General features: G+C 67.8%; 21 protein-coding genes and 1 tRNA gene. 8 read left to right on the top strand and 14 right to left on the bottom strand.

All coding sequences use genetic code 11. The features are described 5' to 3' along the window. Window positions 1–18 precede the first annotated feature (18 nt). Together L2D01_12205 and L2D01_12200 are read right to left on the bottom strand one after the other, a co-directional pair. Complete coding sequence (locus tag L2D01_12205; GenBank protein ID WBQ09644.1) at window positions 19–1,629, bottom strand: hypothetical protein; 1,611 nt, start codon at window positions 1,627–1,629, stop codon at window positions 19–21. Continuing rightward, a complete protein-coding gene (locus tag L2D01_12200) occupies window positions 1,629–2,513 on the bottom strand; it encodes an SDR family oxidoreductase (GenBank protein ID WBQ09643.1) in 885 nt (294 codons plus the stop codon). The genes L2D01_12205 and L2D01_12200 overlap by 1 nt, the downstream gene beginning before the upstream one ends. 145 nt (window positions 2,514–2,658) lie before the next feature. Between L2D01_12200 and L2D01_12195 the strand changes: the two genes are divergently transcribed. The 5 genes from L2D01_12195 to L2D01_12175 all read left to right on the top strand — a co-directional run bounded on the left by L2D01_12195 (window position 2,659) and on the right by L2D01_12175 (window position 7,051). After that, window positions 2,659–3,072 carry a MerR family DNA-binding transcriptional regulator gene (locus tag L2D01_12195; GenBank protein WBQ09642.1) on the top strand — a complete coding sequence of 138 codons (414 nt, stop codon included), beginning with the start codon at window positions 2,659–2,661 and terminating at the stop codon, window positions 3,070–3,072. A gap of 78 nt (window positions 3,073–3,150) precedes the next feature. Then, the gene (locus tag L2D01_12190) at window positions 3,151–3,927 is read left to right on the top strand and encodes a glucose 1-dehydrogenase (protein WBQ09641.1); all 777 of its coding nucleotides are present in this window, start codon (window positions 3,151–3,153) and stop codon (window positions 3,925–3,927) included. 4 nt (window positions 3,928–3,931) lie between these two features. Next, complete coding sequence (locus L2D01_12185) at window positions 3,932–5,143, top strand: hypothetical protein (GenBank protein WBQ09640.1); 1,212 nt, start codon at window positions 3,932–3,934, stop codon at window positions 5,141–5,143. A gap of 61 nt (window positions 5,144–5,204) precedes the next feature. Then, window positions 5,205–6,266 (top strand): SMP-30/gluconolactonase/LRE family protein, encoded by a 1,062-nt coding sequence (locus L2D01_12180; GenBank protein ID WBQ09639.1) that lies wholly within the window; start codon window positions 5,205–5,207, stop codon window positions 6,264–6,266. Beyond that, the gene (locus L2D01_12175) at window positions 6,263–7,051 is read left to right on the top strand and encodes an SDR family NAD(P)-dependent oxidoreductase (GenBank protein ID WBQ09638.1); all 789 of its coding nucleotides are present in this window, start codon (window positions 6,263–6,265) and stop codon (window positions 7,049–7,051) included. Before L2D01_12180 ends, L2D01_12175 begins: the two co-directional genes overlap by 4 nt. A 7-nt stretch (window positions 7,052–7,058) precedes the next feature. Here the strand turns inward: L2D01_12175 and L2D01_12170 are convergent, their stop codons facing one another. From L2D01_12170 to L2D01_12160, 3 genes are all read right to left on the bottom strand, one after another. Beyond that, window positions 7,059–7,292 carry a type II toxin-antitoxin system RelE/ParE family toxin gene (locus L2D01_12170; protein WBQ11642.1) on the bottom strand — a complete coding sequence of 78 codons (234 nt, stop codon included), beginning with the start codon at window positions 7,290–7,292 and terminating at the stop codon, window positions 7,059–7,061. A 47-nt stretch (window positions 7,293–7,339) separates the two neighbouring features. Beyond that, entirely contained in the window at window positions 7,340–7,618 is a 279-nt protein-coding gene (locus L2D01_12165) for a ribbon-helix-helix protein, CopG family (protein WBQ09637.1), read from the bottom strand. Between the two features lie 247 nt (window positions 7,619–7,865). Then, window positions 7,866–7,942 (bottom strand) — tRNA-Ile (locus L2D01_12160). Between the two features lie 227 nt (window positions 7,943–8,169). Here L2D01_12160 and L2D01_12155 point away from each other — a divergent pair. Next, window positions 8,170–8,883 carry an SIMPL domain-containing protein gene (locus L2D01_12155; protein WBQ09636.1) on the top strand — a complete coding sequence of 238 codons (714 nt, stop codon included), beginning with the start codon at window positions 8,170–8,172 and terminating at the stop codon, window positions 8,881–8,883. Here the strand turns inward: L2D01_12155 and L2D01_12150 are convergent. The 7 genes from L2D01_12150 to hfaA form a co-directional block, all read right to left on the bottom strand. Beyond that, the gene (locus L2D01_12150) at window positions 8,880–9,293 is read right to left on the bottom strand and encodes a PaaI family thioesterase (GenBank protein ID WBQ09635.1); all 414 of its coding nucleotides are present in this window, start codon (window positions 9,291–9,293) and stop codon (window positions 8,880–8,882) included. The genes L2D01_12155 and L2D01_12150 overlap by 4 nt on opposite strands. After that, window positions 9,290–9,823: a PaaI family thioesterase gene (locus L2D01_12145; GenBank protein ID WBQ09634.1), complete on the bottom strand. Its 534-nt coding sequence runs from the start codon at window positions 9,821–9,823 to the stop codon at window positions 9,290–9,292. The genes L2D01_12150 and L2D01_12145 overlap by 4 nt, the downstream gene beginning before the upstream one ends. 41 nt (window positions 9,824–9,864) lie before the next feature. Then, on the bottom strand, window positions 9,865–10,638 hold the full coding sequence (locus tag L2D01_12140) for a hypothetical protein (GenBank protein ID WBQ09633.1): 774 nt from the start codon (window positions 10,636–10,638) through the stop codon (window positions 9,865–9,867). 152 nt (window positions 10,639–10,790) lie between these two features. Then, window positions 10,791–12,014 (bottom strand): saccharopine dehydrogenase NADP-binding domain-containing protein, encoded by a 1,224-nt coding sequence (locus L2D01_12135; protein WBQ09632.1) that lies wholly within the window; start codon window positions 12,012–12,014, stop codon window positions 10,791–10,793. 117 nt (window positions 12,015–12,131) lie between these two features. Next, a complete protein-coding gene (hfaD, locus tag L2D01_12130) occupies window positions 12,132–13,370 on the bottom strand; it encodes a holdfast anchor protein HfaD (GenBank protein WBQ09631.1) in 1,239 nt (412 codons plus the stop codon). Continuing rightward, window positions 13,285–14,277, bottom strand: coding sequence for a holdfast anchoring protein HfaB (gene hfaB, locus L2D01_12125; protein ID WBQ09630.1), 993 nt, complete (start codon window positions 14,275–14,277; stop codon window positions 13,285–13,287). Before hfaB ends, hfaD begins: the two co-directional genes overlap by 86 nt. After that, a complete protein-coding gene (gene hfaA / locus L2D01_12120) occupies window positions 14,270–14,746 on the bottom strand; it encodes a holdfast anchoring protein HfaA (GenBank protein ID WBQ09629.1) in 477 nt (158 codons plus the stop codon). The genes hfaB and hfaA overlap by 8 nt, the downstream gene beginning before the upstream one ends. Window positions 14,747–14,858: 112 nt before the next feature. Between hfaA and L2D01_12115 the strand changes: the two genes are divergently transcribed. Next, entirely contained in the window at window positions 14,859–15,548 is a 690-nt protein-coding gene (locus tag L2D01_12115; GenBank protein WBQ09628.1) for a rhomboid family intramembrane serine protease, read from the top strand. Here the strand turns inward: L2D01_12115 and L2D01_12110 are convergent. Together L2D01_12110 and L2D01_12105 are read right to left on the bottom strand one after the other, a co-directional pair. Next, window positions 15,545–16,141 carry a GDYXXLXY domain-containing protein gene (locus tag L2D01_12110; GenBank protein ID WBQ09627.1) on the bottom strand — a complete coding sequence of 199 codons (597 nt, stop codon included), beginning with the start codon at window positions 16,139–16,141 and terminating at the stop codon, window positions 15,545–15,547. The two genes, L2D01_12115 and L2D01_12110, sit on opposite strands and share 4 nt — an antisense overlap. Beyond that, window positions 16,138–17,439: a DUF2157 domain-containing protein gene (locus L2D01_12105; protein ID WBQ09626.1), complete on the bottom strand. Its 1,302-nt coding sequence runs from the start codon at window positions 17,437–17,439 to the stop codon at window positions 16,138–16,140. Before L2D01_12105 ends, L2D01_12110 begins: the two co-directional genes overlap by 4 nt. A gap of 90 nt (window positions 17,440–17,529) precedes the next feature. Between L2D01_12105 and L2D01_12100 the strand changes: the two genes are divergently transcribed. After that, complete coding sequence (locus L2D01_12100; GenBank protein ID WBQ09625.1) at window positions 17,530–17,961, top strand: CBS domain-containing protein; 432 nt, start codon at window positions 17,530–17,532, stop codon at window positions 17,959–17,961. The last annotated feature ends 357 nt before the right edge of the window (window positions 17,962–18,318 follow it).

The following is an 18,318-nucleotide window of genomic DNA, read 5'->3' as shown; positions in this document are numbered from 1 at the left end:
TCGTTGAGCGGCGGCGCGTCAAAACCGCGCCACGCCGAATGTGTTGGGCCGCAAGCTCCGCGCTTCGGCCTCGGCGCAGATATTGAGGCATTCCATGAGGATGGCGCGGGTGTCGCGCGGGTCGATGATGCCGTCATCCCAGAGCCGGGCCGAGCCGAACAGCGCCTGGGACTGCTCGTTCAGCCCCTGCTCGATCATGGCGCTCATCTGGGCCAGACCCGCTTCGTCCGTCTCCTGACCATCGCGGGCATTCTTGGTACGGGTGACGATCTCCATCACCTTGGCCGCTTGCGCGCCGCCCATCACGGCGGTGCGCGCGGTGGGCCAGGCGAAGATGAAGCGCGGATCGAAGCCGCGCCCACACATGCCGTAATTGCCCGCCCCGAAACTGCCGCCCAGCACGATCGTCAGCTTGGGCACGCGGGCATTGGCCACGGCCTGGATCATTTTCGAACCATGCTTGATAGCGCCCTCGCGCTCGGCGCGCGTGCCGACCATGTAGCCGGTGGTATTCTGCAGGAAGACCAGCGGCGTGCCCGACTGGTCGCATAGCTGGATGAACTGGCCCGCCTTCATGGAGCCTTCAGGCTGAATCGGACCGTTATTGCCGATAATCCCCACCAGCCGCCCGCCGATACGGGCGTGGCCGCACACCGTCTCGGCGCCATAGCGCTCCTTGAAGGCCAGGAAGTCTGATCCGTCCACGATGCGCGCGATCACCTCGCGCACATCCCAGGGCGTGCGGTCATCAGGCGGGATGATGCCCAGCAGCTCGTCAGCGTCATGGCGCGGCGGCGCGCCGGCGCCGGGCGCGGTGGCGGCGTCCCAGTTGAGCTTGTCCATGATCTCGCGCGCGCAGGCGAGCGCTTGCGCGTCATCATCGACGATGTATTCGCCCAGCCCCGTCACCTCGGCATGCAGATCCGCGCCGCCCAGCGATTCATCGTCGGCATCCTCGCCAATGGCGGCTTTGACCAGCGGCGGACCGGCCAGGAAGATTTTCGACTTGTTGCGCACCAGCACGACATAGTCCGACAGGCCCGGCAGATAGGCCCCGCCCGCGGTGGACGATCCGTGCACCACGGCGATCTGGGGAATGCCCGCCGCGCTCAGGCGCGCCTGATTGGCGAAGCTGCGTCCGCCATCGACGAAAATCTCGGCCTGATAGAGAAGGTTGGCGCCGCCCGATTCCACCAGATGGATCATGGGCAGCTTGTTTTCCAGCGCGATCTCCTGCGCCCGCAAAGCTTTCTTCAGGCCCATGGGCGCCACCGTGCCGCCCTTGATGGCGCTGTCGGAGGCGGACACCAAGCAGCGCTTGCCGGCCACCACGCCAATCCCGATGATCGACCCGCCGCCCGAGGCGCCGCGCCCGCCATCATCATCATGCATTTTCAGCCCGGCCAGCGCCGACAGCTCCAGAAACGGCGCCCCGCGATCGACCAGGAGCGCCACGCGCTCGCGCGGCAGGATCTGTCCGCGTTCGGTGAAGCGCTCGCGCTTTGAGGCGGAGTTGGCGCGCACCTTGTCTTCGAGGCCGCGCGCCTCGGCCAGCTTCTCCATCATAGCATCGCGTGCGGCGCTGAAATCATCCGAGGCCGGATTGAGGCGTGAGACGATCTGAGGCATCAGCCCTCTCCACGCAGGACGGCCGGGTCCACCGCCCGGTGAAATCCGTTATACACCGGCGCCGCCTCATGGGCTTCCAGCGGCCAGTGGCGTCCGCCCAGAGGCGCGCCGCCATCCACGCGCAGCATGGCGCCAGTGATGAAGGCGGCGGCGGGGCTGAGCAGGAAGGTCACGGCGGCCGCGATCTCGGCTTCCGAGCCCAGGCGCTGGGCAGGCAAATGCTGCTTGAGATAGGGGATCATGGCGCGCACCGCGCCGCCATAGGTGTCCATGCCCGACGAGGCGACCCAGCCTGGCGCGACGGCATTGACGCGCACGCCGTGCTTCGCCCACTCCACCGCCGCGGTCATGGTCAGATTTTCCATACCCGCCCGCGCGGCGCCCGAATGCGCCATGCCGGGCATGCCGTTATGCATGTCGGCGGTGATGTTCACCACTGCGCCGCCATGGTCTTTGAGGCTCGCCTCGAACACCGCCTTCATGACCAGAAATCCTCCGGTCAGATTAGTGGCGACGACGGCGTCCCAGCCTTTCTTGGAGATGTCCTTGATCTCAGCCGGGAACTGCCCGCCGGCATTATTGACAAGGCCGTGGATCGCGCCATGGCGCGCGACAATGTCCGCCACGCCCGCACGCACCGCCTCTTCGTCGCGAATGTCGAAGGCTTGTGTATCCGCCTGTCCGCCATCGGATGTAATCTCTGCTGCGACGGCGCTGAGTTTGTCCGGCTTGCGCCCGGCCAGCACGACATGCGCGCCTAGCGAGGCCAGCTCATGGGCGATACAGCGGCCAATGCCGGAGCCGCCGCCAGTGACCAGAATAACCTGGCCGTCAAACAGGCCGGGCCGGAACACGCTGTCATAGCGGGCTGGCGTGTCGGTCATGCGGCCCCGTCTCCTCCCTGACTGGTCCGGCGATACATGCCGCCACGATCCAGACCGCCAGCCTCTCCCAAGCTAACGTATACGTCAAGGGTCTCTTGTTTGCGTCAGCTGCCTTGGCTAGGCTCCCGGTCAAGGGAGAGAGGCCATGGGCTCAAACATCAGGGACGGCGCAGCACGCGAGACGCTGTACGGCATCGCTGAATTGGCTGAGGCCCATGGCGTCAGCCAGCGCACCATCCGCTTCTATGAGGACAAGGGGCTGATCAGCCCGCGCCGGGTGGGCGGTCAGCGCGTCTATAGCGAGGCGGATTCAAAACGCCTGTCGCTGATCCTGCGCGCCAAATCCATCGGCACGAAGCTGTCCGACATCCGCACCTTTCTGGAGCTCTATGGCCGCGAGGGCGAGGGCCGGGCGCGCCAGCTGGCGTTTGTCATCGAGAAGACCGCCGCCGAGATCGAAGCGCTGGAGGCCAAGAAGCGCCAGATCGACCAGACTCTCGCGGAACTCAAACTCATCCATGACGGCGCGCGCGAGCGGCTTGACCGCCGGCGCGGCTAGAGGGCTCGCCACTGCGCACCGGCGCCGCTAGGGTGCGCCGCAACACATCTCAAACAAAACACCATCGGGAGGAATTCCATGTCCGAACAGGATCTGTCGCTCAAGGGCAAGGTCGCGCTGATCGCTGGCGCCAGCCGCGGGATTGGCGAGGCTGCGGCCAAGCGCCTGGCGCGCAATGGCGCCATGGTCATCTGCTCCAGCCGCAAGCTGGACGATTGCCAGCGCGTGGCCGACGAGATCAAGGCCGAAGGCGGGCAGGCCCGCGCCATGGTGCTGCATCTGGGCGAGGCCGAGCACCGCGAAGCGGCCATTGAGTCCATCCAGAAGACCGAAGGCCGGCTGGATATTCTGGTCAATAACGGCGCCACCAGCCCCTATTTCGGCGAGGCCGCCAAGACCCCGGACGGGGCCTGGGACAAGACCATGGAGGTCAATGTCAAAGGCCCGTTCTTCCTGTCCTCGCTGGCCATTCCGATGATGTCCGCCCAGGGCGGCGGCTCCATCATCAATGTCGCCTCGATCAACGGGATCCGTCCGGGCTTCTTCCAGGGCGTCTACTCGGTCTCCAAGGCGGCCGTGATCTCCATGACCCAGGTGCTGGCCCAGGAATACGGCGCCCACAATATCCGCGTGAACGCGCTCTGCCCGGGCCTGACCGAGACCAAGCTCGCCTCGGCGCTGACCGCCGATCCGTCCCTGGCCGACCTGATGAAGCGCAATTTCTCCATCCAGCGCGTGGGCCAGCCAGAGGACATGGCCGCGGCCATTCACTTCCTGGCCAGCGATGCGTCAAGCTACATGACCGGCCAGTGCCTGATCATTGATGCGGGCATCACCGCGCGCGGGCCGCTCTAGCCCCATGCGCACGCGCGAGGCCTGCGCGGCGCTCGACGCCGCCGATCCGCTTAAAAGCCGCCGGTCGCTGTTCGCACTGCCCCAGGGCGACATCTATCTCGACGGCAACTCCCTGGGGCCGCCGCCCAAAAGCGCACTCAAGCGTCTCGACGCGGCGGCGCGTGAGGAGTGGGGCCAGGGCCTGATCGGGTCTTGGAATACCGCCGGCTGGATGGATTTGCCGCTGACGCTGGGCGCGCGCCTCGCCCGACTGATCGGAGTGGAGGGTGACGAGGTCATCGCCATCGACACCGTCACCATCAATATCTTCAAGCTGGCCGCCGCCCTGATCGCGCGCGAGGGCGGGGCGCTGGCGGCAGAGGCGGGCGAGTTTCCCACTGACGGCCATGTGGTGGAGGGATTGTCGCGCATCTCCGGCGCGCCCTTCCACCGCGTGGCGCCGGATACTCCGCCCTCTGACCTGCCCGACGATGTACGCGTGCTGGTCAAAAGCGCGGTGCACTACAAGAGCGCGCGCATCGCCGATTTTGAAGGCTGGGAGCGCGAGGCGGCGCAGCGGGGCCTGTCCATCATCTGGGACCTCAGCCACGCCACGGGTCTTGTGGACCTGAAGCTCAAGGCCTGGGGCGCGCGATACGCCGTGGGCTGCGGGTATAAATTCCTCAATGGCGGCCCCGGCGCGCCGGCCTTCCTCTATTGCGCACGGGGTGAGACGCCAAAGCTGGAGCATCCGGTGACGGGCTGGCTCGGCCATGCCCGGCCGTTTGAATTTGAAGACCCGTACGCCCCGGCGGACGGCATGGCCCGCTGGCGCACCAGCTCGCCCTCCATCCTGGCGCTGTCCACACTCGACGGCGCGCTGGACGCTTATGACGGCGTGGACATGGCGCAGGTGGAGGCCAAGGCCGGCGTGCTGGGCGATATCCTTCTGGAGCGCGCCGACGCGCTGGGGCTCGAGACCGCGTGTCCGGGCATTGGCGAGCGGCGCGGCGGCCATGTGGTCATCCGCCATGAGGCCGGCTACGCCATCGTCCAGGCGATGATCGCGCGCGGCATCACCGGGGATTTCCGCGCGCCGGACCTGATGCGCTTCGGCTTCAACCCGCTCTACCTCTCCCATGTGGAGGTGTTTGATGCAGGCGCGGCGCTGGCCGAAGTGATCAACACGCGCGAGTGGGACCGGCCGGAATTCACCGCCCGCAAGGCCGTGACCTGATCGCGCTTGCGCCGCCGGTCCGCCTCGCGCACGGTTGATCCTCAAGCTTGGGAGGGCTGTCATGACGCGCTGGATTGTCTCGATCATCGCCACGCTGGTGCTGCTGGTGGTGCTGGCGGCCTACGGGCCGGGATCGCTCAATGCCGTGAAGTTCGAACCCACGCCGCCCGATCCGGCGCTGGCGGCCCTGTTCGATATTCCAACCGTGGACCCGGAAATTCGTGAATCCGACCTGATCGGCGCTGAAGATATAGAGCCCGGCCCGGACGGGCGGCTCTATGCCGGTCTGCAGGACGGGCGCATCATGGCGCGCGATGCGGATGGCGGCTGGAGCGAGTTCGCCCACACGGGCGGGCGCCCGCTGGGGCTGGGCTTTGGTCCTGATGGCACGCTGTTCGTCGCCGACGCCCTGCGCGGCCTCCTCAGGCATGGCGGCGGCGATGACTGGGAGGTCTGGCTGGCGCAGGAACCTGAAGGCCCGCTGGTCTTCACCGATGACATCACCGTGCTTGCCGACGGTTCGGTGATCCTGTCGGACGCCTCCAAGCGCTATGGCTACGGGAACTACATGACCTCCTATCTCGAAGGCGAGGCGACGGGCGTGATCTACCGCGTGCGCGGGCCGGATGATTTCGATGTGCTGGCAGACGGGCTCGCCTTCGCCAATGGCGTCACCCACGATCCGGCGACGGGCCTCATCTATATCAACGAGACGTGGGCGGCGCGGGTCTGGACGCTGGACCCGGACACCGGCGCGCGGGAGCCCTTCCTCGACGGCCTGCCGGGCTATCCCGACAACATGCATTTTGATCCCGAAACGGGCCTGTTGTGGATCGCCATGCCGTCCTTGCGCGCCGCCGACATCGAGGCGCTGCATCCGCGCCCCTTCCTCAAGCGCCTGATCTGGCGCTGGATTCAGGTGGCCGGCCTGCCGCCCTTGCCGCCGCGCCCGGTGATGATCCTGGCTGTGGATCGCGACGGAACGCCCGTTCACGTCATCCACGGACCGGATGACCAGCCCTATGGCGCCACCGGCATGGCGTCCTGGCAGGGCCGTATCTGGGTGGGCGGGCTGGAGCGCGAAAGCGTGGACGCGTTTGCGTATCCTGAGACCCTGCCATGACCCAGACGGCCCTGATCACCGGCGGATCGAGCGGTATCGGGCTGGACGTCTCGCGCCGGCTCGCCGGGCGAGGCTGGCGGCTTTTGTGGGTGTCACTCAGCGAGAACGAGATCGCGGCGGCGCGCGAGGACGTGTTGGCCGCCCATCCCGGCGCGCTGATTGACGGGATGGCGCTTGATCTCGCCGCACCGGACGCGCCCGCACGCGTGTTCGAGTGGGCTGAAGGGCAGGGCGGGTGCGAGCTTCTGGTCAATAATGCCGGGTTCGGCGTCTATGGCCCGTCCGCCAGCCTGGCGCTGGAGGCCGAGCAGGCGATGATCGCGGTCAATATCGGCGCCCTGCACGCCCTGACCCGACTCTTCCTGCCCGCGATGACGGCGCGCGGCGGCGGAACCATTGTCAATATCGCGTCCAACTCCGCCTTCGTGCCCGCGCCGGACCTCGCCGTCTATGCCGCCACCAAGGCCTTCGTGAAGCACTACTCCGAAGCGCTCACCGCCGAGCTGGAAGAAGCCAAAAGCCCGGTACGGGTCATGACGGTGTGCCCGGCCGCCATCTCCGACACGCCCTTCCTCAAACGCGCCGGGATGGAGGGCGTGCGCACCTTCACCAGCTTCACCGCCACCACCGCCGAAGAGGTTGCCAGCGACATCCTCGACGGGCTCGACCAGAACCGCCGCTTCGTCCTCACCGGCGCCGCCATGCGCTGCGCGATGTGGCTGATGAAGCTCGCGCCCGCGCCGGTGCTGCGGTGGATGACGCGGCGGGAGACGCGGAAGGTTTGAGGGGGGGTCAGGAGGCGAACAGGGCCGCCTGATCGCGTGCGCCGTGGGCGACCCGCACGACAAGCACCTCAGCGGCGTCAAACGTGTAGTATATCACATAGCGCCTGACGAAGGTCGCCCTCAGCCCGGGGGCGAAGACGGATCGGTCGCTTCCTGTTTCCGGGTAGTCCGCCATGGCCCGCATGTGGTCGGCCAGAGTATCGACAAAACGGTCAGCCGCGATCTCGTTGTCCTCGGCGATGAACGCCCAAATCTCCGCCAGATCGGCTTCGGCCGTCTGAGTCAGCCTCAGCCGGCGCGCCGCGATGACCGCCTCCCGCGCGCCTTGATCGCTTCGGGATCGAAATCCGCCACCCGGCCGTCAGCCTGATCGGCCAGGCCCCGGGCGATGAATGTCTGCATCTCCACCAACGCCCGCTGGGACTCCAGCCGGCTCGTGCGCCAGCCGCGAAGGGCCTCGCGCACCGCCTCGCTGGCCGAGGCATAATCGCCGGACGCCACCGCCTCACGGATCATCTCCGCCATTTCTGGCGTCACGGTGATGGTCAGGCGTTCCAGATCGCTCATAATCATACTTTATCATACTTTTGGAGAATGCACAGCCCGCCCGCAGCTTTAGCGAGGAAGGACACAGTTACCGGGGCGAAGCCCAGCAAGGGCGACCGCCCGCCCGCAGCGTCAGCGAGGACCGACCGAGCGGAGCGAGGGAGGACTAAACAGGCACACTCCGAACCCGCAGGGTTCGCAAGGGCGACCGCCCGCCCGCAGCGTCAGCGAGGACCGACCGAGCGGAGCGAGGGAGGACCAGGAAAAATGGTGGGCCCGGAGGGACTCGAACCCCCAACCAAGCGGTTATGAGCCGCCGACTCTAACCAATTGAGCTACAGGCCCGGCGCGATTGCGCGAGGGCGGTGTCATAGCGCGGACGCGCGCGCGCGCCAAGCGCGCATCGCCACGCGCATCTCGCTGCACCCATCTCCGTCCGCGCATCGCCGCGCGCGCCGTGGTATGGTGCGTCATCTCCCAGACGCCGCCGCGCGGGCGCCCCATTGGCGCCGTGATCGGGGGCTGGTCTGGGGCGCGCGGTCCATAGGGCCGCCATAACAGGAGAACTCCCCATGCGCCGTCTCGCCCTTCTCTTTGCTCTGCCGGTATTTCTGGCCGCCGCGCCGGCCGCCTTCGCCCAGATCGCTTCGCCCGAACCGGCGCGACTCGATCTGTCCGCCACGGGCAGCGTCACGGTCACGCCGGACCAGGCCCAGGTCTCGTCGGGCGTCGTGACGCGCGCTGACACGGCCGCCGACGCCTTGCGCGCCAACAGCCAGGCCATGACGCGCGTGTTCGCCGAGTTGCGCCGCGCCGGCGTCGCCGAGCGCGACATGCAGACCCGTCAACTCACCGTCTCGCCGGTCTATACCCAACCGGGGCGCGACACGAACCAGTCGCCCCAGATCACCGGCTATGAGGCGCGCAACACCGTCACCGCCCTGATCCGCGATCTGGACCGCACCGGCCCGGTGATCGACGCGCTGGTCACAGCCGGCGCCAATCAGCTGGAAGGCGTGCGTTTCGGATATTCGGGCGAGGACGAGGCGCGCAACGAGGCCCGCCGCGCGGCGGTGACCGAGCTGCACGCCCGGCGCGACCTTTATGCAGACGCGGCGGGCTTTCGCATTGTGCGGCTGGTCAGCTTCACCGAGAGCGGCGGCTACCGTCCCGAATCGGGCATGTACGCCATGTCCATGCGCGCCGACAGCAGCTCCACCCCCGTGGCCGCTGGCGAAATGACCATCGAAGTCACGGTCAATGCCGGCTGGGAGATTGAAGGCTAGCTGGCCGAGCCAACCGGCTTGACCAGGAAATGGCCATGGAGCGTCGCGACCGGAGCGGCGCGGCGCTCCTGCCAGGCTTCCACACGCACATTGGCTACGCGCGATCCCTGCCGGGTAATCGCCGCGCGCGCATACACATCCGCCGGGCGCACCGGGCGCAGATAGTCGATGGAGACATCGATGGGCTTGGGCAGGGCGGCCAGATCGCTGGCCGCCAGCAGGCCGGCCGCGGCGGTGATCTCCATGAAGGCGCCAATCGCGCCGCCATGCAGGGCGGGGATCAGCGGATTGCCCACCAGCGCCTCGGCGTAGGGCAAAATGCCGGTCAGCTCGTCGCCATGATCATCAAAGCGCACGCCCAGGCGGCGCACATAGGGGCTGTTCATCAACAGGGACAGACGCGCGCTCATCGGGCGCCTCCCGCCTGGCCGGGTCCTGGCGTGCGGGTGTAGGGGCCGGCGCGCCCCGCCTCGATATCGGCGCGCACCCGGTCGGCGGCTTCCTGGCTGACGCGCGACACCATGAAGGCGGCGTGGGACGTGGCCACCGGATCATTGCGGTCGCCGTCATGGGCGATGGCGCTGACAAAGGCGATCAGACCCGAGACCTTGGCCGTGTGCGCCTCGGCGATGATTGCGCGGCCCGGCGCGGCGGGCCGCATATAGTCAATGCGCAGATCCAGCGTCGCCAGCGCCTTGTCGCCGCCCAGCCCGGCGAACGCGGCCGTGCCCGAGGCATGGTCCAGCAGCGCCGTCACGACGCCGCCATGGGTCACGCCGGTGTCGGGATCGCCCACCAGGTCTTCGCGATAAGGGGCGCGCACCACCGCTTCGCCGGGACGCACCGCGTCCAGCACAAAGCCGAGATCGGCGGCGTGGGGACTGCCGGCCACCAGAAGCGGCGCCAGCTGGTCGAGCCTCGATTGAAGATCATCTGTCATGAGCGCCTAGTTAGGCGCGCGCAGGCCTTTGCGCCAGTGCGTCAGGCGGCGCGGCGCCGGGCGGTCAGGCGCTCAAGGCTGTCCACGATCTCCGCGCGCACGTCGCCGGGCGCGCCATGCAGCGCCTCCAGCTTGGCCAGCGTGGCGCGGTGCAGCGCGGTGATTTCGGCTTCTTTCGGGCCCAGCGCCTGGGCGTTCTCCAGGCTGCGCGCCAGCGACTTTCCCACGCGCTCGGCCAGCGGGTCCTTGCGCCGGCGCATCCGTGTGATCATGGCGTAGGCCTGGGCGCGGGCCGCCTCGATGGGCGTGGTCAGGCCCGCCGTCACGTCCACATTGCGCTTGAAAGCGGCGTCCGAGCCCGGGCGGATGCGCCGGTCGGGACCGGCGAAATGCTCGCTGCGCACAAACGGGCGGCGGCGCCGCACCAGCTGGTCCAGCCGGACAATGATGTCATTGGGGGCGACAGGGCGCAGCACGAGTGCATCGACCCCCGCGTCGCGGGCGCGCTCCATGTCTGCAAATTCCCGGCGCGACGACACGATCAGCGAGGGCGCAAGGCCGGCCGGACTGGCGTCCTGACGCAGGCGGCGCACCAGATCGGCGGCGTCGCCCGCCTCGGGATTTTCCTGCCAGCCTGCCACCAGAATGGCGCGCCGCGTCTGACGCATGAACCACAAAGCGCCGTCAGCGTCGTCCACTGCGGTGACCCGGGTGGCGCCTGCATTGCGCAGAATATCGACGGTCAGCCGGCGCAGATACCCACCCGGCTCGCACAGCACCAGGGGGCGCGTGCGCCAGTCTGTGCGCGCGCTCACGGCGGCTGCGGGCGATGGCGTCAATTGGGTCAAGGTGGAGCTCCGATCCGTACGGCCCCGTTCTAACGCTTTGCGCGCCCGCGCGCCGCTGGAAACCGGAAACAGGGTAAAGGGCGGGTTTACGCTGACCCGCCTTCACCGTGCCCGTCCCCTCAGTCCTCGATGCGGAAATACAGCCCGGCCTTGCCGGTCAGGCGGGCAATCCCGGCTTCGCGCAGGGCCGGGGCGGGCGTCCACACGCCGCCGGGCGTGTCATCACGGCTGACATCGTTCGCCAGAGCCAGCGCGCACTCGGAAATCATGCGCGAAGTGGAGCCATAGCCCGGATCCAGATCCCCGCCGGCCACGGCGGTCAGGCGCTTTCCGTCAGCCATCTGCCCGGTGAACATGATCTGGTAATGGCCAGCCTCGCGTTCGGCGCGCGACGGACCTTCGCCGGGCTTGGGCGGGTTCTCGGCCATGGACCGGTCCTTGGCCACATGGTTGGCGATCGCCTCGCCCTGCTCGCCCGGCCCGGTCAGCAGCATCTCGTCATAGACAAAGTCGGTCCCGTAGAGATGGCCGAGCAACAGGTTGGAGCGGTGGATGTTCTTGGTATTGATGGCCGCCATCATGAAGGGCGCCGACCAGCTGCCCAGGTCTTCCTCATAGAGCGGTTTGGCTCCGTGGGGCTGGTCCGGGCCGCGGAAATCCGGGGTCAGGGAGAAGGGGTCCTTGAGCCAGTTGATCACGTCTGGCTCGCGCGCGGCGCGGGCCATGGTCTGCGCAAAGCTCGCCGCCGTGCCGCCCGAAAACGTGCCTTTCATCTTGCGCACCCGGCCCTTGACCCGGGTGATGGGCTTTCCGCTGCGCGCAATCGCCTCGCGCTGCAGGACATAGACGCCGAGATCAAAGGGCACCGAATCAAAGCCGCATGACAGCACGATGCGGGCGCCGGACGCCTTGGCCGGGGCGTCATAGCGGTGGATGATATCGTGCATCCAGGCCGGCTCGCCGCACAGATCGACATAATCGGTCCCGGCTTCGGCGCAGGCGGCGACCAGCGGCTCGCCGAAATTCTGGTACGGGCCGACCGTCGTGATCACGACCTTGGTGCGTTCCGCCAGGGCTTTGAGCGAGGCCCGGTCCGCGCTGTCAGCTGTGATGAGCGGCGTATCGGCCGGCGCGCCGATTTCATCGCGCACCGCTGCCAGCTTGTCCGCCGACCGCCCAGCCATCGCCCAGCGCACGGAAGGTCCGTATTGCTGGCTCAGGTATTCGGCGACAAGGCGGCCGGTAAACCCGGTGGCGCCGAAAACGATCACGTCAAACTCGCGCTGGCTCATGAAGTCTCTCTGGCTGTTGGGATGGGTGCGGTGTGTGAGGGTTGATCCCATGGTTTCACACCTGACGTGCTGCGAACAGCCTGTATTGCGGCCCGCGCGCGTCAAACAAAAACCCCCGGATCAGGCTGATCCGGGGGCGAGGTTTCAGGCCGGGTTGGGTCCGGGTCTTCAGTTCGGCGGGCGGGTGGCGAAGGTCGCCGCATTGCCCACCGCCGTGGCCGAGCTGGAGATGAAGGGCCTGTAGCCGGGCGAGTTGACCTGCGCGCGGGCGGTCACCGCGCCGGAATTGGTCTGGTTCATGAAGGTGGTCAGGCCCACCGGGCATTCCGAACAGATATAGCCCGACTGGGCGTTGCCGATGGCCGAGGCCGAGGCGACGATGCCCCCGCCCACGCCCGATCCGCCATTATGCCCGCCATTGAACTGGGCCTCGCCCGTCACGGCGCCGGTATTGACCTGGCCGATCCCGCTATAGGCGTCCGCGCCGATATTGGAGACCAGCGCGTTATTGCCCACGCCATGGGCGCTGATCGCCGCGACGCCGTTGGAGAACTCGCCGAGATTCACCACCGTGCGGGCGGTGATGTCGCCGGTATTGGTTTGCTCGCCCTGCAGATGGGCATAGCCCCAGTCATTGGTGATGACGGCGGTATTGCCCGCAGCTTCGGTGGCGGCGGTCAGGCCCCAGTGTACATCGCGCGCGGTGATATCGGCTTCGGCGGTGACTGTGCCGGACTGGGACTGGTTGATCTGCGCGTTCGGATTGGCCTCGTAGCCCGACACCTGCAGGCTGTTGCCCGACGCCTGCACGGCGGCGGCCACATCCTCGATGCGCGCGTCTTCAGCGTCCAGCCGTGCGCCGGCATAGGTGTCGCCCGCTGCTGTCTGGGTCAGGTTGATGGCCTGGCTGCCATAGGCCGCGTTGACCTCGACGGCATTGGCTGCCGCGACCGAAGTCTGAATTACGTGCGCCGTGTAGTCGGCGACACGCAGCTCGGACAGGGCGCTGACGCGCGAACCGGCCGCCGCGTTCTGGGTCAGGTCCACGTCCAGATCGCTCAGGCTCTGAACCGTCATGCCGTTGCCCTGGGCCACCGCGCCGGAAATGATCCACGACCAGATATCGTCCGCCTCGACGCGCGAGACCGCGTCGGCCGAAGCGGTAAAGGTCTGCTGGCCGGTGACCGAGGTCCAGTCTGTGACGAAGCCGGTGGCGCCGTTGGCCTGCACCATGGCGGTGGAGTTCACCGATTCGCCGACCCCGACCGTGACCGCGTCCGAGGCCGCATTGGCCCCGGAATTGGTCTGGTCCAGCGTGACCCTATTGGTAGGTTCCGCGAAGCTGGCTGCGGAGATCAGCATCGCGGCGGTCGTGCCCGCGATCAATGCTTGTGCGTGCCTGGACATAGGGAGCCTCCGTGGGGGCGTAACGGGTTTGAAGCTGGACGCCGCCGGTCGCATTGGACGCGCCGAGCGGATCGTCAAAGGCGCAGACCTGATCGGGGCTGACGCCGTAGAGCGTAGAGGTCATTTCCAGCACCGCGCGCTCGACCACCGAGCGGACGGCCAGCTGGATCGGCTCCAGCGAGCGGCCGCCGGCGGACACGTCCACCACGGCGTCGCCGAAGAAAGCGAACACGCCGGCCGACAGTTCGCGGCCGATGATCTGCTTCTGGTAGGAGACCACATCGACAACCTCGAGCGTGCGCGAGTCGATCAGGCGCAGATCAAGGCCGACATTCATCACGTAGACGCGGCGCGAGAATACGCCCGAGGGGCTGGAGTCGACGCTGTCGCCGGCGAACAAATCCTGGCCGTTGGAGCGGATATTGGCGTTCAGCTCCGTGACGCCGCCCACCAGATAATAGTCCGAGCCCGGGATCGAGCCGGCATAGATCTGACGGAAGCCCTGTTCTTCGCCCTCGTCGGTGATCAGCTGGTTGTTGGCGTAGCGAAGCTCCAGCTCGGCCACCGAGGTGTCGAACCGCTCCACCAGGCGCACGCCGGCCTTGGCCAGCGCGCTGATCGCCATCAGCGAGGCGCCCTGGGTGACGCGGGTGCCGCCTTCGGGCGCCATCTGGCCGGTATAGTCGGCAATGCGTCCCACAGCGATACGCGGCGCGGCGCGTCCGGCCTGACGGGCGTGGGACGACATGCACACCAGCGCCTGCGAATAGGGCGTCGGGTTGGGGGTGACCGGCGCGCTGCCGGTCGGCGTAGCGTACAGTCCGTCCGAGCCCGGCGTGCTGGTGGCGCAAGCGGTGACGCTCAGGGCGGAGACCGCCGCAGCGAGAAGGGTGCGCAGCTTAGTCATTGTCGCTGTCTCCCGTGGCTTGCGCCGGACCGGCGTCGGCGGTGACCGGGCCGGCATTGGCCGTGACCGGGCCGGAATTGATCTGGCGGCTGTTGACCACGACGGTGTTGTAATTGCCGTTCACCACGACATTGAGCTGGTTGGCGATGGCGGTGGCCTGGTGAAAGGCGAAACCCGCGCCTGCGCCGTCGCCGTTCTGGACGCCGCCACTGAGGCTGGCGGACCCTTGAGCGAAGGCGCTGGCCTGGGCCGAGACACCGACGCCGGTCTGGATGATGCCGTTGATCACCACCCGGTTGCCGGCCCGCGAACGCGCCCCGGCAAAGGGCTGGGCGCCGTCCTGGTGGGACTGGCCGTAAGGACGGTTCCACTCCGACGGATTGGTCTGCGCCGATTGGGCGCTGACGCCAGGAGCCATGAACGCAATGGCGGCCAAAGCGGCGGGGAGGGCTTTGAGGGGGCTACGCATGGTATATGTGTCCTCTTTGAAGACTCGATTGACCGGTCTGCTGCAACCCTCGTGCCACGCCGCTGTGTCAGACTGAGGCCACATCCAAGGCCGCTCACCGGAAGGAAACGCCATGACCGGTCCGGATCCGGACTCGCGACCGACCCCGCCGCCGCCCCCCTTGCAGGCGCCGCGCCAGCCGATTCTGACGGGCCTGCCCCCGGTGATCGCCCTTCTGCTGGCGGTCATGGTCGGCGTGCACGCGCTGGACTGGTGGTCGGTCAATCAGGGTGACGGCGCCTTTCACGGCTGGCTGGTCGATACCGCCGCCGTGCGCACCGGCGAGACGGCCGCCCGGTTCGGGCCTGGCCCGCTGGGCGGGTTCGCGCCTTATCTCGCCCACGTCTTCTTGCATTTCGGCTGGGCGCATCTGCTGCTCAACGCCGGGGCCCTGCTGGCGTTCGGGGCCGCAGCGGCAAGGCCCTTCGGTACAGGTCCGGCCGGATCGGCGGGCTTTCTCGCCTTCTTCTTTGCCTGCGCGCTGGCCGGGGCGGGCCTGCATGCGCTGGTGCATATGAACGACGCCAGCGTCATGGCCGGGTCATCCACCGCCGTCATGGGATTGCTGGCCGCAGCCGGCTGGGCCCAGGGCGGACGCCGGGGGATGTTGCGCCTGGCGGTTCCGCTGCTGGGCCTGCACGTGGTGATGATTCTGGCCGACCCCTGGCTCAACCTGCCCATCGCCTGGACCGGCCATGTGGGCGGACTGCTGGTGGGGATGATCGCCTATCCGGCCTTTGTGCGGCTGTTTGGCCGGCGCTAAAACAGCCGGTCCAGCCGGTCCACGCCGTCAATTTCCAGCCCCTTGATGACGGCGTCACCCGAGGCGCTCACCGACACGATCAGGCGCAGCCGAGCGCCTTCGCGCAGGCGTTCCAGCTCAAGGGCCTCGTCCCGGCTGGCATAGTAGCGTTCGAGGTTGTAGCGCATGCGCAGCCGTTCGTGCCGGCTGTCCGGATCGTTCACCCAGTCGCCATCTTCGGTCTCCATCCGGTCAAAGCGCAGGAGGACGCGCTCCACCTTGCCCCGGATCACGACCCCCTCGCCGGGGCGCTGGCGATGCATGCTGGCAGGGCTCCACGCGCCGGTCTGTTCATCGTGGCGCAGGATGACGAAGATATCGTCGCCGCTCGAAAACCCGGTCTGGACGGGGCCGAAATCTTCAGGGTCCAGCACATGCAGCGGCGTTTCGATCACCACATAATGCCCCAGCAGCGGATCGCGCGGATCCACGGCGAGCATGTCGAGCCGTATTTCGGTTCCGCCCGCGCGCTGGGCGGCGTGCAGTCCGGCCATGGCGATCAGCACGGCGCTCATCGCCAGCGCCATCATGATCAGGCGGAGGGGCGCGGTCATGGCTGGTCTCCCGATCGTGCGGCGGGTGCAGGACCGCGCCTGCGCGCCCAGCGCCCGATGCCGACGGACAGGGCCATAAGCAAAAGCCCGCCGACAAAGAAGAACGCGGCGGTGTCCAAAAGACCTCCAAACAGGTTCGCATACACATAAAGAGACTGCAGGGCGAAAACCGTCACCCCCAGCGCCCCGGCGAATCGCCGCCCGGGCGCGGATCCGGTCAGCACCAGCGCAGCAGCCCCGGCAAAGATCACCGCGCCAAGCGTCATTTCGGCAGCGGTTTCGTTCAGCGTGATGGCCGGCCAGGCCAGCACGAACGCCGCCGCGACCAGCAGCGCCACCGCCGGCCCGCGCTCCAGCGTCCGCCTTTGCGTGCGCCAGACGCTCAAGGCCGCGAACGCCGCAAACGCGACCCCGGCGATGATCGCGTAGGCGATGGCCGGCCCGGCCCGGTCGCTGCCGACAAAGTCTGCGCCTTGCAGCGCCAGCGCGCCCAGCGCCGCAGCCCAGGCCATCCACCCCGCCAGCACGCCCGCCCCCTCGATGCGCCGGTCCAGCGCCAGCGAGGCCGCCATCGCCAGGGCGCCCGACACAAGGATGAAAGCGCACAGCCAGTAGCGCGTATCACTGCCGAAACGGCCCAACGTCTCGAACAGCGTGTGTCCGATCCACACCACCAGCCCGGCTGCCAGAAGGTGCAGCGTGATTGATGATTTCAGACGCAAAGCGGCGGCGGCCGTCACCGCCCACAGCGCCAGATAGGTCCAGACCGGGCCCGGCGCGAAGGGATTGCCCGCCTCCAGCCCGGCCCAGAGCGCGCCCACGCCGGCGGCCAGCACCAGAACCGGTCTTGAGGGGATGACCAGAGCTGTGGCCAGCGCGCCCGCCGCCCAGATCAGCACGCCGGTATTGCGGAACGCGCTCATATTGAAGGTCTGGGCGGTCAGCATGATGGCCGCGCCGAACAAAGCCGCGCCCAGAAGGGCCAGCGCATGGCCCAGCGCCGGAGCGCCGCGCGCGAACGCAGCCGCTGCGCCGCCCAGGCTCGCCCACAACGCCGCGAGGATCAGGATGAAGCGGGCGAGTTTGGGCAGCTCGCTCCAGTTGGCGGCGACAAAGCTCAGCGCGGCCAGCGCCAGCAGGATCGCGCCCAGAGTCGCGGCGGCGCCCGCCGCGCTCCAGCGGCGGGGCGAGGGCGCGGCGCTGTCGAGAATCGCCTGGCGGTTCTGGGCCGGCACCAGCCCGTCGGCGATCCACCGGTCGAGATCGCGCGCCAGCCGTTTGAGATATCCGTCTCCCATGCCGTCCCCGCCTCCCCGGACGCCTGTTTGCGCAGCACGCCGCCTTGAGGCATGATCATAGCCGATATCGCCACATCGAAGGAGGCGAATATGACGGCAGGCAAAATCCTGTCCCACAAAGGTTCGGACGTGGTCACGATCCGGCCTGAGGACACGCTGGAAGCGGCGGTCCGGGTCTTGCGCGACAAGCGGATCGGCGCGGCCGTGGTGCTCGGCGATGACGGCCAGCCGGCCGGTGTCTTCTCGGAGCGCGATCTGGTGCGCATGGTGGCCGACCACGGCGCGGCGGCCCTGTCCATGCCCGTATCGTCCGCCATGACCCGCGGGCTCATCACCGCAGAGCCGGGCGCGCACGTGGACGATCTCATGGCGATGATGACCGACCGGCGCGTGCGCCACATCATCATCCTCGAATCCGGGCGCATGACCGGGGTGGTGTCCATCGGCGACGTGGTCAAACGCAAGATCGCCGAGGCCCAGGCGGAAGCCGAGACGCTCAAGGCGTATATCGAAACAGCCTGACTCCGCTTGTCAGGCTTGGCTATCGCCCCAGGCTGCCGAAGCGGAATGCAAAAAAACCGTCATGAGGGGTTGCTCCGGCCAGGGCAGGGGGATAGAACCCCCTTCCTCGGCGGCGGACTGCTTCGGCTCCGAACGCAAACGGGAACGCGCCTCACGGCAAATTCCTCTTGCGGACAGCATCGAAGCGCTTCATACTGCTGAGCCTCTCCGCTTCGGACGGGAGTTCATCGACGGCGTGTCAGCCGCGCCGAGGAAGAGCTTTTTGCTCTTTTTCGCCCGGCAGATACCGCTGACAGGAATTTCTTTCGGGGCGGTTGACACGGGGAGCGTCAGTCAATAGACACCGCGCTCCTCGCC

Source organism: Hyphomonadaceae bacterium ML37, from assembly GCA_027627685.1.
Classification (GTDB): domain Bacteria; phylum Pseudomonadota; class Alphaproteobacteria; order Caulobacterales; family Maricaulaceae; genus Oceanicaulis.
Note: the sequence above shows the minus strand (reverse complement) of the source record. Positions and strands in the feature narration are given on the sequence as shown.